This window comes from Pseudomonas sp. LB1P83, assembly GCF_054897885.1.
In genome coordinates this window covers 5,038,137-5,052,335 of record NZ_CM142709.1, presented here as the reverse complement: position 1 = coordinate 5,052,335, position 14,199 = coordinate 5,038,137, and the positions used below count along the sequence as shown (strand labels likewise).

Genomic DNA, 14,199 nt, shown 5'->3' with positions numbered 1-14,199 from the left:
GCGCCAGAAAGACACCGCAATGGCGCGTTTCGAAGCAAGTTATGCGCCAGTCACTGGGCTTTGGATGCGGGGCGGATGGAGTCCCATTCGGTGACGTAGGCAGTTTTGGTTTTTTTGTTGTAGAGACACAGCTCGGTGCCTTGCTGGCCTTTCATGTGTTTTTGCGGGTATTGGCCTTGCAGCAGGAGCGCGGTGTAGCCGACGCGGTCCTCGAACTGTGCGGCGTTGCCGACGGGTTTGGCGTTTTTCAGGCCGCTGGCTTTGGTGCAGCTGGCGAGCACGGCTTTGTCGTAGGCGGCCCAGGCGTCGGGGCTGGAGGCGTGGGCCTGGGTGGCGAGGGCGGTGAGGCAGAGGAAGGTCAGGGTTGCGGCTTTCATGGGGCGGGCATCCTTGGACAGTGAGTTGGCCGAGGGGTGGAGTATGCCTGATGGTTTGACGGTGAATGTGTCGGCCCCTTCGCGAGCAAGCTTCGCTCCTACAATGATCACGCATGTCCTGTAGGAGCGAGGCTTGCCCGTGATGGCGGTGTATCAGGCTGGAACCAATTCCCGGCGGACCACATACATCCCGGCACTTTCATACAACCGCTGCGCCCGAAGGTTATCTTCCAATACCTTCAAATCCACAAAGCCTTCCCGGCGATCCTGAAATACTTTGAATGCATGCAGCAGCAACGCACGACCCAGCCCAAGGCCCTGAGCCCGAGAATGCACCACCAGGTTCTTGATGTACGCACTGGTCCAGCACTGGCAAACGCCGACGATGCCTTCGCCATCCAGTGCGATAAAACACAGGCTCGGATCGTATTCAGGATCGGTTTCAAATCGCTGTTGCCAGACATCCAGTGCCGGCACACGACCGCCGCCTTCCTGATAACCGAGCTCCATCAAACGATGAACAGCTTCAGCCAGCTCGGGGCGGTATTGGACGAGGTCTATCCCTTGAGGCCAAGTGATCGCAGGCACAACCTCAGCGAGGTTGCGCCGCATCAGAAAGCAAAATGCCTCGGCCAAGTCTCAGTGACCTTGTTCAGCGACGGCTTTGGCCGCCTCGATCAGGCATCGGGTCAGTTCCGGCGAGGAGAACTTGGTCAGCACTGCGTTGGCCCCGGCGAGGCGCGCTTTCTCGCTGTTCATCGCGCTGTCCAGCGAGGTGTGCAGCAGCACGTAAAGGTGAGAGAAGTCCGGCGTCTCGCGAAGGGTGCGGGTGAAGGCGTAGCCGTCCATCTCCGACATTTCGATGTCCGAGACGATCAGGTTGATCTGTTGTGCCGTGCCTTGCAGGTCCAGCAAGCAGTCGATGGCTTCCTTGGCGCTACGGGCGGTGTGGCATTGCAGGCCGAGGTTGCGCAGGGTGTGCACCGATTGCTGCAGCGCGACCTGACTGTCATCGACCACCAGAATCCGCGCGTTGCCCAGCACTTCGGCGTCTTCCATGCTCAGTTCGGTCGGGGCCGTTTCGATCTGCGCCGGGGCGATGCCGTGGATGACCTTTTCGATGTCCAGCACTTGCACCAGGGTGCCGTCGACCGAAGTCACGCCGGTGATGTAAGAGCGCACGCCGCCAGAGCCGAAGGGCGGCGGGCGGATGTCGGTGGTCAGGCAGTGGACGATCTTGCTTACGGCCTGAACGTGCAGGCCCTGCTTGGAGCGGCTGACGTCGGTGACAATCAGGCAGCCACCGTTCGGGTCTTCCAGCGGCCGCTCCCCGATGGCACGGCTGAGGTCGATCACCGACAACGAAGCGCCGCGCAGGGTGGCGATGCCTTTGACGTGGGGGTGCGACTCTGGCAGCTTGGTCAGCGGCGGGCAGGGGATGATTTCGCTGACTTTCAGCAGGTTGATTGCCATCAGCTTGCCACTGCGCAAGGTAAACAGCAGAAGCGAAAGTGAGTCTGCGCGGGCTTTTGTGGTGGACATAAAAACCTTCTGTGGAAAAAGGTGATGGGCGAGTAAAAAGTCGCCAAATGCTATTGATGCCGGGTTATCGACTTGTTGGGGGCAGGCTTTAGGCCAAATGCCCATTACCGGCCCAACGGCGAACCCCTGTGGCGAGGGAGCTTGCTCCCGCTGGAGTGCGAAGCGCTCCCAAATCAGACCTGTGTGCTATCAGGCTATCCGCATTTACAGGTTTTGCGACTGCTGCGCAGCCGAGCGGGAGCAAGCTCCCTCGCCACAATAGGTTGCGTCACTTCATCCCTAATCGCTTGGCCATCCGCCCTAGATTCGCCCGGTCCAGGCCTAGCTCGCGCGCCGCGCTCGCCCAGTTGTCGTGATGCCGTTCCAGGCAAGCGCTGATCAATTGTCGCTGATAATTTTCGGTCGCCTCACGCAAATCTCCAGCAACCAACGCGACGGGACTGGCAACCGGTTGCTCGGTGGCGGCGACTTCAACGCTGCCAGTGGGCAAGTCCAGATCCGCCGCACTCAAACTCAAAATCTTCGGCCGTTCCTTGCAGTTACCCAGCGCCTTCAACGCGCTGCGACCGATCAAATGCTCCAGCTCCCGCACATTCCCCGGCCAACCATACGCCAGCAATGCCGCCTGTGCGTCGCTGTTCAATCGCAGGCTGTTAAGGCCCATCCGCGAGCGGTTCTGTTCCAGGAAATAACCGCTGAGCAGCAACACATCCCGCCCGCGATCACGCAGGGCCGGCACCAGCAGCGGGTAAACACTCAGGCGATGATAGAAGTCGGCGCGGTAGCGGCCGCTGCGCACTTCTTCGGCCAGGTCGCGGTTGGTCGCCGCGATCAGGCGCACGTCCACCTGATGTTCTTTATCCGACCCCAAGCGCTGCAACTGACCGCTTTGCAGCACCCGCAACAACTTGGCTTGCACGGTCAGCGACAATTCACCGACTTCATCGAGAAACAGCGTGCCGCCATTGGCCAGTTCGAACTTGCCGCGCCGATCGTTCATGGCGCCAGTGAAGGCGCCGCGCACATGGCCGAACAATTCGCTTTCCACCAGCGTGTCCGGCAGGGCGGCGCAGTTGAGGCTGATGATCGGTTTATCCGCCCGGGGCGATGCCGCGTGAATCGCCTGCGCCACCAGTTCCTTGCCGACCCCGGTTTCGCCGGTGATCAGCACGGTCAGGTCGCTGCCGCCCACCAGACTGATCTCTTCTACCAAGCGTTTGTGCGCTTTGCTCTGGCCGATCATCTCGCGGTTCTGCTGGCCGCTGGCCTGACGGTAGACTTCGGCGCGTTGATGCTCGTCTTCAACGCGATTGGCCAGGCGTTCGATGCGCTCGGCAGCGTTGACGGTGGCGGCGGCGAGGCTGGCGAAGGCTTCCAGGGCGTCCAGTTCGATGGGTTCAAACTGTCCCGGGTCGAGGGCGTCGAGGGTCAGCAGACCCCACGGACGCTCGTCGATAAACAGCGGACAGCCCATGCAGTCGTGGACTTCCAGATGATCGTCGAGGCCGTCGACCAGTCCGTCGTAAGGGTCGGGCAAGTCGCTGTCGGCGGCGAACCGCGTCGGGCGGTGGCTGCTGAGCAGCGCTTCAAAGCGCGGGTGTTCGCTGACTTTGAAGCGTCGGCCGAGGGTGTCGGTGCTCAACCCATCGACGGCCAGCGGCACCAGCCATTCGCCATCAAGGCGCAGGAGGGCAGCGGCGTCGCAGGGGAGCAGGGCGCGCATGGCTTCGAGCAGGCGTCGATAGCGCTCACCTTCGGGCAGTTCGCGGGACAGGTCGGAGACCAGCGGCAGTAGGGCAGTGAGCAAAGATTTTGCAGTCATAGTGACTCCGTGTAGTCGGTATGACTATAAGTCAGTCTGTGTCGATATGACTACCATGTTTATAACATGTTGATTTTAAACGTTTAAATTATTGGCATGGAAAGTGATATGCATAGGGTAATCAGTTAGTAATCCAAGTAGCCCAGGAGTCACTTTATGCTTAGCGTTCAAGACCGTGCCATCGTCAAATCCACCGTGCCGCTGCTGGAAAGCGGTGGCGAGGCGCTGATCACTCACTTCTACCGCATGATGCTCTCCGAGTACCCGGAAGTCCGCCCGCTGTTCAATCAGGCCCACCAAGCCAGCGGTGACCAGCCACGCGCCTTGGCCAACGGCGTTTTGATGTACGCGCGGCACATCGATCAGCTCGACCAGTTGGGCGACCTGGTGGCCAAGATCATTAACAAGCACGTGGCCCTGCAAATCCTGCCTGAACACTACCCGATCGTTGGCAGCTGCCTGCTGCGCGCCATCTCCGAAGTGCTGGGCGAAGAAATCGCCACCCCTGAAGTGATGAGCGCCTGGGGTGCAGCTTACGGTCAATTGGCCGAGATCCTGATTGGCGCCGAAACCAGCATCTACGATCAAAAGGAACAGGCCATTGGCGGCTGGCGCGGGGCGCGGGAATTCATCGTCGCGGCCAAGGTCGAGGAAAGCGCGGAAATCACCTCGTTCTACTTCGAACCTGCTGACAAAGGCGCGATTCTGGCCGCTGAGCCGGGCCAGTACATCGGCATGAAACTGATCCTCGATGGTGAAGAGATTCGTCGTAACTACTCGTTGTCGGCGTTGGCCAACAAGGGCCAGTACCGCATCAGCGTCAAACGTGAAACCGGTGGCCGCGCGTCTAACCACTTGCACGATCAGCTGCATGTCGGCTCAAGCATTCAACTGTTCCCGCCATCGGGCGAGTTCACCCTGACCGCCAGCGACAAACCGTTGGTGCTGATCAGTGGCGGCGTGGGCATCACCCCGACGCTGGCGATGCTGGAAGCGGCGTTGGCGACCGAGCGGCCGGTGCACTTTATCCACTGCGCGCGCAACGGCAGCGTTCACGCCTTCCGCGACTGGATCGATGGTTTGGCCGAGCGTCACCCGCAACTTAAACACTTCTATTGCTACGCGGAAGATGACGGCGTGAGTCCGGCAGCGCACAAGGTCGGGTTGTTGAGCCGCGAGCAGTTGGGCGAGTGGCTGCCGGAGCAGCGCGATCTGGACGCTTACTTCCTGGGGCCAAAAGGGTTTATGGCGGCGATCAAGCGTCACCTGAAAGCCTTGGGTGTGCCGGAGAAGCAAAGCCGTTACGAGTTTTTTGGCCCGGCTTCGGCACTGGAATAAGCTGTGTGGCGGCTCGGGAGACCGAGTTGCCTCAATCGCGGGCAAGCCCGCTCCCACAGGTTTTATGTTTGCCCGCAATCGCGCGAACAACACAAAAACTGTGGGGGCGGGCTTGCCCGCGATTGAGGCAACACGGTCTTCCTTCGTAAAAATCCTTCGAAAGTTAATCCCTCCTTAACCGGTTTATCGTCTATTCCCCGATCACCACCGAAGCGCGCCGGGCTCTCAAAGGTTGGAGCCTGCGTGTAGACTTCCGGGCAATCGATCTTTACAAGGGAAACGCGATGAGCGAGGAAACGATGCGGTTGGGACGTGAGCGGCGCTATCTGGTGTTGCTGGGCATCATCTGCCTGGCGCTGATCGGCGGCGCGCTGTACATGCAAATTGTGCTGGGCGAGGCGCCGTGCCCGCTGTGCATCCTGCAACGTTATGCGCTGTTGCTTATTGCGCTGTTTGCCTTCATTGGCGCGGCGATGCGCACCCGTCGCAGCATCACGGTGTTCGAGACGCTGGTGGTCCTCTTTGCCATTGCAGGCGTCGCGGTGGCCGGCCATCACGTCTACACCCAATTCTACCCGGCGGTCAGCTGTGGCATTGATGTGCTGCAACCGATTGTCGACGGCCTGCCGTTGGCGAAGATCTTCCCGCTGGGCTTCCAGGTCGATGGCTTCTGCTCCACGCCGTACCCGCCGATCCTCGGCTTGTCGCTGGCGCAGTGGGCGCTGGTGGCGTTCGTGCTGATCGTGGTGCTGGTGCCGCTGCTCACTTCGCGTAACCGTAAAGCGCTGCGTTGAGGTCATCCGCCACTCCCGCGGCAGACGTCTGAAAACGCCCCGGTCCTCATCAAGAGGACCGGGGCGTTTTGCATTTCAGGGCCTGCGTAAAAAGTTCGTGATGTGTGGCAGCGAAGGGTGCGACACATGTGCGACATGTTGTCACAGCAGGTCTGTCGCAAGGCATTTCACAGGGCTGGATCGGTGCATAGCCAGGCAACGAAATTGGTCTATTCAGGCGTCCGCCGATTTAAAGGCTATCGCGTGCAAGCAGGCAGTTTTAACAGGGGCTGGCGAATCGCCAGAGCCCTTGCGTCACAGGGGCTAGGGCATCGTCGAAGTGCCTGCTTGAGTACTGATAGCTGTCTGAACTGCGCTCGGTAGACCTACAAATTTTGGTGTTTTTGTTGAGAATGAATTTCGATAAGATGCCGCGCTTTTGCAAAAACCGTTAATGATTGTTGCTGGAATGGATAAAAATTATTTCGGGATGAGACATGGTTTATGAATCGCTACATATCTACAATCGCCCGCACTGAATTCCGGCACTGCTCACCTTGAGCAGGAAACAGGGCGTCGAGGAGCTTGAACGCTTCATGCGACTCCCAGGTGTCGGAGCCTTCCAACTATCCGCACCAAATGGAATTGGTCTGTAACAAGGCCTTTGACCACGAATTCGAATAAGAACTTACCGCTAGCCCAGGATTTGTCGAACAGCGTCTGACGCGCGACGGGCAGCCCTTATTCAATCCAAGAAAAATGCCAACCCTTGGCAGGGTGAAGTGTTGGCGATCAAAACCCAACTGCATTGCGCAAGCTGCTTTAGAGGTCGTGAGATGAGTAAAAACAGGTACCCCAGGCTACTAGGCTTATTGCCGCTGCTCGGCACGTTGTTGCTGTCAGGCTGCAACATGACCTTGCTCGATCCCAAGGGCCAGGTTGGCCTGGATGAGCGAAACCTGATCATCACCGCAACGCTGCTGATGCTTCTGGTCGTGGTACCGGTCATCGTCATGACCTTCCTGTTCGCCTGGAAATATCGCGCGTCCAACCAGGATGCCGTCTACACGCCGAAGTGGTCGCACTCCACCAAGATCGAAATCGCAGTGTGGACGATCCCGGTACTGATCATCATTGCCCTGGGTTACATCACCTACAAGTCGACCCACGCGCTGGATCCTTACAAGCCGCTGGAATCCGACGTCAAGCCGATCACCATTGAAGTGGTCGCGCTGGACTGGAAGTGGATGTTCATCTATCCGGAGCAAGGCATCGCCACGGTCAACAAGATCGTGTTCCCGGCCCACACGCCGATCAACTTCAAGGTGACTTCGGACTCCGTGATGAACTCGTTCTTCATCCCGGCCCTGGGCGGACAGATCTACGCGATGGCCGGCATGCAGACCAAACTGCACCTGATCGCCAATCAGAACGCTGAAATGGACGGTATCTCCGCCAACTACAGCGGCGCTGGTTTCACTGGCATGAAATTCAAGGCTATCGCAACTTCCCAGGAAGATTTCGACGCCTGGGTAAGTGAAGTCAAAAAGGCACCTAAACAGCTTGAAGAAGCTGAATACGCAGCCCTTTCCAAGCCGAGCCAGAACAACCCAGTCGAGCTCTACTCCTCGGTCACTCCGAACCTGTTCCAGACCATCGTCGACAAGTACGAAGGCATGAAACCGGGTCCGAAGGTCAAGCACGAGAAGAAAGAGAAAGAAGTGGCCGCTACGCAAGGAATGGACATGAACTCGCATTCAGCTGCCGGGGCAGAGGAGTAAACGATGTTTGGTAAATTAAGTTGGGAAGCGGTCCCGTTCCACGAACCGATCGTGATGATAACCATCGCCATGATCGCGCTCGGTGGTCTGGCGCTGTTCGCGGGGATCACTTACTTCAAGAAGTGGACCTACCTGTGGACCGAGTGGCTGACCTCGGTCGACCACAAGAAAATCGGCGTGATGTACATCATCGTCGCCATGGTCATGCTGCTGCGCGGTTTTGCCGACGCCATCATGATGCGTACCCAGTTGGCCATGGCCACCGAGGGTTCGCCTGGCTACCTGCCGCCTGAACACTATGACCAGATCTTCACCGCCCACGGTGTGATCATGATCATCTTCATGGCGATGCCATTCTTCACCGGCCTGATGAACCTTGCAGTGCCGCTGCAGATCGGCGCGCGTGACGTTGCCTACCCGTTCCTGAACTCCCTGAGCTTCTGGTTGCTGGTGTCCGGCGTGGTGCTGATCAACCTGTCCCTGGGCGTTGGCGAATTCGCCAAGACCGGTTGGGTTGCCTATCCGCCGCTGTCGGGTCTGCAATACAGCCCTGGCGTGGGGATGGATTACTACATCTGGGCGCTACAGCTATCCGGGTTGGGTACGACGCTGACGGGGGTCAACTTCCTGGCCACCGTGCTGAAAATGCGTACCCCTGGCATGAAGCTGATGGACATGCCGATCTTCACTTGGACCTGCACCTGGGCCAACGTTTTGATCGTGGCTTCGTTCCCGATCCTGACCGCTACCCTGGCACTGCTGACGCTTGACCGTTACATGGATTTCCACATTTTCACCAATGAACTTGGTGGCAATCCGATGATGTACGTCAACCTGTTCTGGGCCTGGGGTCACCCCGAGGTGTACATCCTGATTCTGCCGGCGTTCGGGATCTTCTCCGAAGTCATCTCGACCTTCACTGGCAAGCGTCTGTTCGGCCACCACTCGATGGTCTACGCATCGGGTGCGATCTCGATCCTGGGCTTCATGGTCTGGCTGCACCACTTCTTCACCATGGGTTCGGGTGCCAGCGTCAACGCCTTCTTCGGTCTGGCGACGATGCTGATTTCGATCCCGACGGGGGTGAAGCTATTCAACTGGCTGTTCACCATTTACCAAGGCCGTCTGCGTTTCACCAGCCAGGTTCTGTGGACCTTGGGCTTCATGGTGACCTTCGCCATCGGCGGCATGACCGGTGTATTGCTGGCCATCCCGGGTGCTGACTTCGTTCTGCACAACAGCCTGTTCGTGATCGCTCACTTCCACAACGTGATCATCGGCGGCGCGGTATTCGGTTACATCGCAGGCTTTGCCTTCTACTTCCCTAAAGCGTTCGGCTTCAAGCTGCACGAAGGTTGGGGCAAGGCAGCGTTCTGGTTCTGGATCTCGGGCTTCTTCGTCGCGTTCATGCCGCTCTATGCACTGGGCTTCATGGGCATGACCCGTCGTCTGAACGCCACCACCAACCCTGAGTGGGTGCCTTACCTGTACGTGGCCATGTTCGGTGCGGTGATGATCGCTGTGGGTATTGCTTGCCAGCTGATCCAGCTCTACGTGAGCGTGCGTGATCGCAACAAGCCAGAAAACATGTGCGAACACGGCGACCCGTGGAATGCCCACACGCTGGAATGGTCGACCTCGTCGCCACCACCGTTCTACAACTTCGCTGTGCTGCCAAAAGCCGAAACCATCGACCCGTTCACCGAAGCCAAGGAAAACGGTACCGCGTACCAGGCGCCTAGCCGGTACGAACCGATCCACATGCCAAACAACACCGCGACCGGTGTGGTCATGGGGGCTCTGTTGACCGTGTTCGGTTTCGCGATGATCTGGCACATCTGGTGGCTGGCCATCGTTGGCCTGGTTGGCACCGTGGTCTACTTCGTGATCCACGCTGCACGTGATGACCAAGGCTACATGGTGCCGGTCGAGACAATCGAACGCATCGAAGCCGAGCAGCACAAGCGTCTGGTAGCGGCCGGGAAAGTTCCAGCCACCGCCACCCGTGTTGAAACCTCGTTGGAACAGGCTTAAACCATGTCGAACTTAGTGACCAATGCTGGACACACCCATGTCGATGGACATGGGCACGATGACCATCACCACGACTCGGGCGAGATGACCGTATTCGGTTTCTGGCTCTACCTGATGACCGACTGCATTCTGTTTGCGTCGATCTTCGCGGTGTACGCGGTACTGGTTAACAACGTAGCGGGTGGCCCGTCGGGCCACGACATCTTCGAGCTGCCCTACGTGCTGGGCGAAACCGCTCTGCTGTTGTTCAGTTCGATCACCTACGGCTTCGCCATGCTGGCGTTGTTCAAGGGCAAGAAGAACCAGGTGCTGGGTTGGCTGGGCATGACCTTCCTGTTCGGCGCCGGCTTCATCGGCATGGAGATCAACGAGTTCCACGTACTGATCTCCGAGGGCTACGGCCCTAGCCGCAGCGGCTTCCTGTCCGGGTTCTTCACCTTGGTCGGCACCCACGGTCTGCACGTGACCAGCGGTCTGATCTGGATGGCGATCATGATGTACCAGGTGCAGAAAAACGGCCTGACGGCGACCAACAAGACCCGTCTGAGCTGCCTGAGCCTGTTCTGGCACTTCCTGGACGTGGTGTGGATCTGCGTATTCACCGTTGTTTATCTGATGGGGACTATGTAAATGGCTAACGCTCATTCCCACGATAGCCACGACGCCGGCCACGGCAGCGTCAAGTCTTACGCTATCGGTTTCATTCTGTCGGTGATCCTGACCGTCATTCCTTTCGGCCTGGTGATGTACCCGTCGCTGCCGAAGTCGCTGACTCTGTGGATCGTACTGGCTTTCGCCGTGATCCAGGTGCTGGTGCACCTGGTGTACTTCCTCCACCTGGACCGTTCCGCCGCGCAGCGTAACAACGTGATTGCGTTTGTTTTCGCCGCGATCGTGATTGTCCTGCTGGTTGGCCTGTCGCTGTGGATCATGTTCAGCATCCACACCAACATGATGGCGAAGTGAGGTAAGTCCGAATGTCCTTGAAGCACTTTATCCAAATCACCAAACCGGGGATCATTTTCGGTAACGTGCTTTCAGTGGCAGGCGGATTTTTCCTGGCCTCGAAAGGGCATGTCGATCTGGCCATTTTCCTGGCAGCAATGATCGGCACCTCCCTGGTAGTGGCTTCCGGTTGCGTGTTCAACAACTGCATCGACCGCGACATCGACCTGAAGATGGAACGCACCAAGAATCGGGTGCTGGTCCAGGGCTTGATCTCCCTGAAACTGGCGCTGATTTTCGCGACCGTCCTCGGTGTTGCCGGCGTTGCGTTGTTGTACAAGGTGGCGAACCCGCTGGCCGCGCTGTTCGCAGTCATCGGTTTCGTCATCTACGTTGGCTTCTACAGCCTGTACCTCAAGCGCAAGTCGGTTCACGGCACGCTGGTGGGCAGTCTGTCGGGCGCCATGCCGCCGGTGATCGGTTACGTCGCTGTGACCAACAGCTTCGACATGGCCGCACTGACGTTGCTGGTGATGTTCAGCCTGTGGCAGATGCCGCATTCCTACGCCATCGCGATCTTCCGCTTCAACGATTACCTGGCCGCATCGATTCCGGTGTTGCCGGTGAAGCGCGGGATCCAAGTGGCGAAGAAGCACATCCTGCTCTACATCCTGGCGTTCCTCGTGGCGACCTTGATGCTGACCTTCAGCGGCTACGCCGGCATGAGCTACCTCGCCGTCGCCGCGGCCATGGGCATGTACTGGTTGTACATGGCCTGGACCGGCTACAAGGCAGTGGATGACACGGTCTGGGCACGCAAGCTGTTCGTGTTCTCGATCTTCACCATTACCGCGTTGAGCGTGATGATGTCTCTGGACTTCAAAGTGCCGAGCGAGTTGTTGCTGACGTACGCGCCTTAAGCGTCGGATGCTGTAAAGAAAAGCCCCGCCCTTTGAGAGAAGTGGCGGGGTTTTTTGTTGGGTGGCTTTCTGGTGGACCGTGTTGCCCCAATCGCGAGCAGGCTCGCTCCCACATTTTGATCGGAGTTGCGTCAGATGCTGAGTACGACGCTGAACCCCTGTGGGAGTGAGCCTGCTCGCGATGGCCGCGCCGCGGTGTGCCAGAAAAAGGACGTCGTGAATAGTTATAGTGAGAAAAGGCTATAACTGAAAATATGTAGCTAGATATTCTCTACTTTTGACGGGGCGCGTAGTTCTCTTCACAGTGTTTCCGGTAAGTGGTGATTGAAAAGCCCCGCCTCTGATCTAAGAGCGGGGCTTTTTCGTTTACGCGCGGTTGTTACACGGTGCGCCAAGCACCTTCATCACGTCATCGATAATTGCCTTGCTTATGTCCTGCAAGTAATGCGACGCCCAGGCATGTCTGTCGGTGTCGCGGACCATGGCAGCATCGGAGGCGAGGAGTTTGGAGATGTGGAGCAGGTCGGAGGCATGAGAGAGGGCTTCGATCACTGGTACTCCGGCGTTGATGCGGAACAAAGATTGGTTGGCGTGGAGGGAGAAGTGGGTGAGACCGATTGTTTTCAGGTCTTGAGGGTTGGTCATTGAGTGTCACCTCCGGTGGTTGGGCGGGGGTGGGGGATGGGCGGTGCAGCAGGGGTGCAAATTTTGGACAAATCGATAACGTGCATGAGCAAAAACTCCAGAATCAAAGTAGAGCTGCCACGTTCGTTATCAGGCGAATGGGTGGCAGCTATGCGCAGGCTGATAAACCGGTATGCACGACCCGGCAGACCCGAAGGTCTCCCACGCACAGCCGCCATTGCACGATTTTGCAGGCACAAAAAAAGCCTGCAGTCATGATCTGGGGCGCTGGTACGCGCGCATGATACCGGGTTATCAGGCCCGGTCGCTGAGTTGGCAGCGACGATCTGAAGTTAGCGTGCGGTGTTGGGTGCCGCAATCGTAGCGATCTGGTGGCTGGGAATGTCATGCCGCCAGCAAACGTTTCGTTGAATGCATGTTTTTGTGGCGAGGGAGCTTGCTCCCGTTCGGCTGCGCAGCAGTCGTAAAGCCTGCCAGGGCGGTGTGTCTCATGAAATGCAGGGGAGTGCTTTGCACTCCAGCGGGAACAAGCTCCCTCGCCACAGAGACGGTGGGTGGTTACGCTTTGTAATAGTCGAGCAATCTGAAGAACCGCTCGCGCACCTGCGGGCTATCGCTATGCGCGACATTGAAGCGCAGGAAGCTGCTGGCATCGGCTGCTTTGCTCAACAGTGTGCCCGGGGCAAGGACGAAGTCGTTTTCAAGGCCTTTGCTGGCCAGCGTTTCGGCGTGCAGGCCTTCGGGCAATCGTGTCCAGATGAACAGCCCTTCACCCGGTATCGATGACACCGAGCATCCAGCCTCTACCAGCCATCTCGTCACGCGACTGCTCGATTCATACAGGCGATCAACCGTGCGCCGGGTGTGTTTGGCGTAGCTGCCATTGCTGAGCATGGTGCAGGTGATCTGCTCCGCCAGTTCCGAGGTGACGCCACCGCAGGCCAGCTTCAAGGTGATCATTCGTGCGGCCAGTTGCGGCGATAACGCGGTATAGCTGACCCGGCTGTTGGCGGTCAGGGTCTTGGAGAACCCGGAGACGTAACTGACATTGTCCAGACCGCCTGCGGCCAGGCGCGGGGTACGTCTTTGCTGGATGTCGCCGTACAAATCGTCTTCGAGGATGTGCACGCCATAACGGTGACTCAGCTCCAGCAGGCGATAAACCTGGGCTGCGGAGAACGAGTGCCCGGTCGGGTTGTGCAGGGTGCTGTTGGTCATATACATCACGGGGCGATGAGCGATCAGCAATTGCTCGAAGGCTTCCAGGTCCAGCCCGTCGCAATCGCGCGCAATGGTGATGACCTTGGCACCGTGCAGCGCCAGATTGGTGTGCATGTTGAAGTAACACGGATCGTCGAGCAGCACTGTGTCGCCGGGTTTAATCAACAGGCGCATCAGCAGGTCGATGGCTTGCACGGTGTTGCCGGTGGTGATGATCTGATCAACCGACACCTCGATGCCGACGGTCGACAGCTTGACCCGCAACGCCTCGCGCAGCGGGAGGTAACCACCGACCTCACCGTATTCGCCCATCCGTAGCGCAGTGGCGCGAAGGGTGCTGCGCACGGCTTTGAGCAGTTCGTCGGCGGGCAGCCACGAGGCGGGCAGAAATCCGCAGCCGGGGCGCAGCGCGCCGTTGTCCAGCAGCATTGCACGGCGGACGCGGCTGAGCGTGTCTTGGGGCTGCAGGTTGGGACCCGCCGCACTGTGGGGCTGGATGCCCGGGCGGTGAATGTAATGCCCCGATCCTTGGCGTGAGACCACCAGCCCCTTGGCCCGCAATCGGTCGAGCGCGTCGACCACCGTGGATTTACCCACGTTCATCAACTCGGAAAGTTCGCGAATCGGTGGCAACTTGGCCCCGTGAGGCAGGCCACCCTGGCTGATTGCCACAGACAACTGATCGACGATCTGCTGTACCAGCGGCACTCCAGGCTGGAACTCGATGGCGGCGATGACGGCGCGCTGCATTTTACTGGTATCCCTGGCAGTAAAGTTCGCTGGATTCTATACGAACTTGCT

Annotated in this window: 13 protein-coding genes; 7 read left to right on the top strand and 6 right to left on the bottom strand. The window is 58.6% G+C overall.

All coding sequences use genetic code 11. The features are described from left to right. Positions 1–50: 50 nt before the first annotated feature. The 4 genes from ACYZTY_RS23095 to norR all read right to left on the bottom strand — a co-directional run bounded on the left by ACYZTY_RS23095 (position 51) and on the right by norR (position 3,741). A complete protein-coding gene (locus ACYZTY_RS23095) occupies positions 51–377 on the bottom strand; it encodes a hypothetical protein (protein ID WP_461955630.1) in 327 nt (108 codons plus the stop codon). A 153-nt stretch (positions 378–530) separates the two neighbouring features. Next, a complete protein-coding gene (locus ACYZTY_RS23090; protein WP_461959381.1) occupies positions 531–989 on the bottom strand; it encodes a GNAT family N-acetyltransferase in 459 nt (152 codons plus the stop codon). A 27-nt stretch (positions 990–1,016) separates the two neighbouring features. Next, on the bottom strand, positions 1,017–1,919 hold the full coding sequence (locus tag ACYZTY_RS23085) for a chemotaxis protein CheW (RefSeq protein WP_461955629.1): 903 nt from the start codon (positions 1,917–1,919) through the stop codon (positions 1,017–1,019). Positions 1,920–2,187: 268 nt separating this feature from the next. Next, complete coding sequence (norR, locus tag ACYZTY_RS23080; protein ID WP_461955628.1) at positions 2,188–3,741, bottom strand: nitric oxide reductase transcriptional regulator NorR; 1,554 nt, start codon at positions 3,739–3,741, stop codon at positions 2,188–2,190. Positions 3,742–3,897: 156 nt separating this feature from the next. Between norR and hmpA the strand changes: the two genes are divergently transcribed. From hmpA to cyoE, 7 genes are all read left to right on the top strand, one after another. Further along, positions 3,898–5,079: an NO-inducible flavohemoprotein gene (gene hmpA, locus ACYZTY_RS23075; RefSeq protein WP_461955627.1), complete on the top strand. Its 1,182-nt coding sequence runs from the start codon at positions 3,898–3,900 to the stop codon at positions 5,077–5,079. Positions 5,080–5,363: 284 nt separating this feature from the next. Further along, a complete protein-coding gene (locus ACYZTY_RS23070) occupies positions 5,364–5,873 on the top strand; it encodes a disulfide bond formation protein B (protein WP_461955626.1) in 510 nt (169 codons plus the stop codon). 815 nt (positions 5,874–6,688) lie between these two features. Then, entirely contained in the window at positions 6,689–7,633 is a 945-nt protein-coding gene (cyoA, locus tag ACYZTY_RS23065) for a ubiquinol oxidase subunit II (RefSeq protein ID WP_461955625.1), read from the top strand. 3 nt (positions 7,634–7,636) lie between these two features. After that, the gene (gene cyoB, locus ACYZTY_RS23060) at positions 7,637–9,667 is read left to right on the top strand and encodes a cytochrome o ubiquinol oxidase subunit I (protein WP_131059417.1); all 2,031 of its coding nucleotides are present in this window, start codon (positions 7,637–7,639) and stop codon (positions 9,665–9,667) included. A gap of 3 nt (positions 9,668–9,670) precedes the next feature. After that, positions 9,671–10,297, top strand: a complete 627-nt coding sequence (locus tag ACYZTY_RS23055) for a cytochrome o ubiquinol oxidase subunit III (RefSeq protein ID WP_461955624.1) — start codon at positions 9,671–9,673, stop codon at positions 10,295–10,297. Then, complete coding sequence (gene cyoD, locus ACYZTY_RS23050) at positions 10,298–10,633, top strand: cytochrome o ubiquinol oxidase subunit IV (RefSeq protein ID WP_084320724.1); 336 nt, start codon at positions 10,298–10,300, stop codon at positions 10,631–10,633. 11 nt (positions 10,634–10,644) lie between these two features. Then, positions 10,645–11,532, top strand: coding sequence for a heme o synthase (cyoE, locus tag ACYZTY_RS23045; RefSeq protein ID WP_403100034.1), 888 nt, complete (start codon positions 10,645–10,647; stop codon positions 11,530–11,532). 366 nt (positions 11,533–11,898) lie between these two features. Here the strand turns inward: cyoE and ACYZTY_RS23040 are convergent, their stop codons facing one another. After that, the gene (locus ACYZTY_RS23040; protein WP_461955623.1) at positions 11,899–12,177 is read right to left on the bottom strand and encodes a DUF3077 domain-containing protein; all 279 of its coding nucleotides are present in this window, start codon (positions 12,175–12,177) and stop codon (positions 11,899–11,901) included. A 558-nt stretch (positions 12,178–12,735) separates the two neighbouring features. Beyond that, entirely contained in the window at positions 12,736–14,148 is a 1,413-nt protein-coding gene (locus tag ACYZTY_RS23035; RefSeq protein WP_461955622.1) for an aminotransferase-like domain-containing protein, read from the bottom strand. Between the last annotated feature and the right edge of the window lie 51 nt (positions 14,149–14,199).

Coding starts and splice junctions, on each gene's coding strand:
- cyoE (WP_403100034.1), top strand. CDS start 10,645: ATGTCCTTGAAGCACTTTATCCAAATCACCAAACCGGGGATCATTTTC.
- ACYZTY_RS23095 (WP_461955630.1), bottom strand. CDS start 377: ATGAAAGCCGCAACCCTGACCTTCCTCTGCCTCACCGCCCTCGCCACC.
- cyoA (WP_461955625.1), top strand. CDS start 6,689: ATGAGTAAAAACAGGTACCCCAGGCTACTAGGCTTATTGCCGCTGCTC.
- ACYZTY_RS23035 (WP_461955622.1), bottom strand. CDS start 14,148: ATGCAGCGCGCCGTCATCGCCGCCATCGAGTTCCAGCCTGGAGTGCCG.
- ACYZTY_RS23090 (WP_461959381.1), bottom strand. CDS start 989: ATGCGGCGCAACCTCGCTGAGGTTGTGCCTGCGATCACTTGGCCTCAA.
- ACYZTY_RS23055 (WP_461955624.1), top strand. CDS start 9,671: ATGTCGAACTTAGTGACCAATGCTGGACACACCCATGTCGATGGACAT.
- ACYZTY_RS23040 (WP_461955623.1), bottom strand. CDS start 12,177: ATGACCAACCCTCAAGACCTGAAAACAATCGGTCTCACCCACTTCTCC.
- cyoD (WP_084320724.1), top strand. CDS start 10,298: ATGGCTAACGCTCATTCCCACGATAGCCACGACGCCGGCCACGGCAGC.
- norR (WP_461955628.1), bottom strand. CDS start 3,741: ATGACTGCAAAATCTTTGCTCACTGCCCTACTGCCGCTGGTCTCCGAC.
- hmpA (WP_461955627.1), top strand. CDS start 3,898: ATGCTTAGCGTTCAAGACCGTGCCATCGTCAAATCCACCGTGCCGCTG.
- cyoB (WP_131059417.1), top strand. CDS start 7,637: ATGTTTGGTAAATTAAGTTGGGAAGCGGTCCCGTTCCACGAACCGATC.
- ACYZTY_RS23085 (WP_461955629.1), bottom strand. CDS start 1,919: ATGTCCACCACAAAAGCCCGCGCAGACTCACTTTCGCTTCTGCTGTTT.
- ACYZTY_RS23070 (WP_461955626.1), top strand. CDS start 5,364: ATGAGCGAGGAAACGATGCGGTTGGGACGTGAGCGGCGCTATCTGGTG.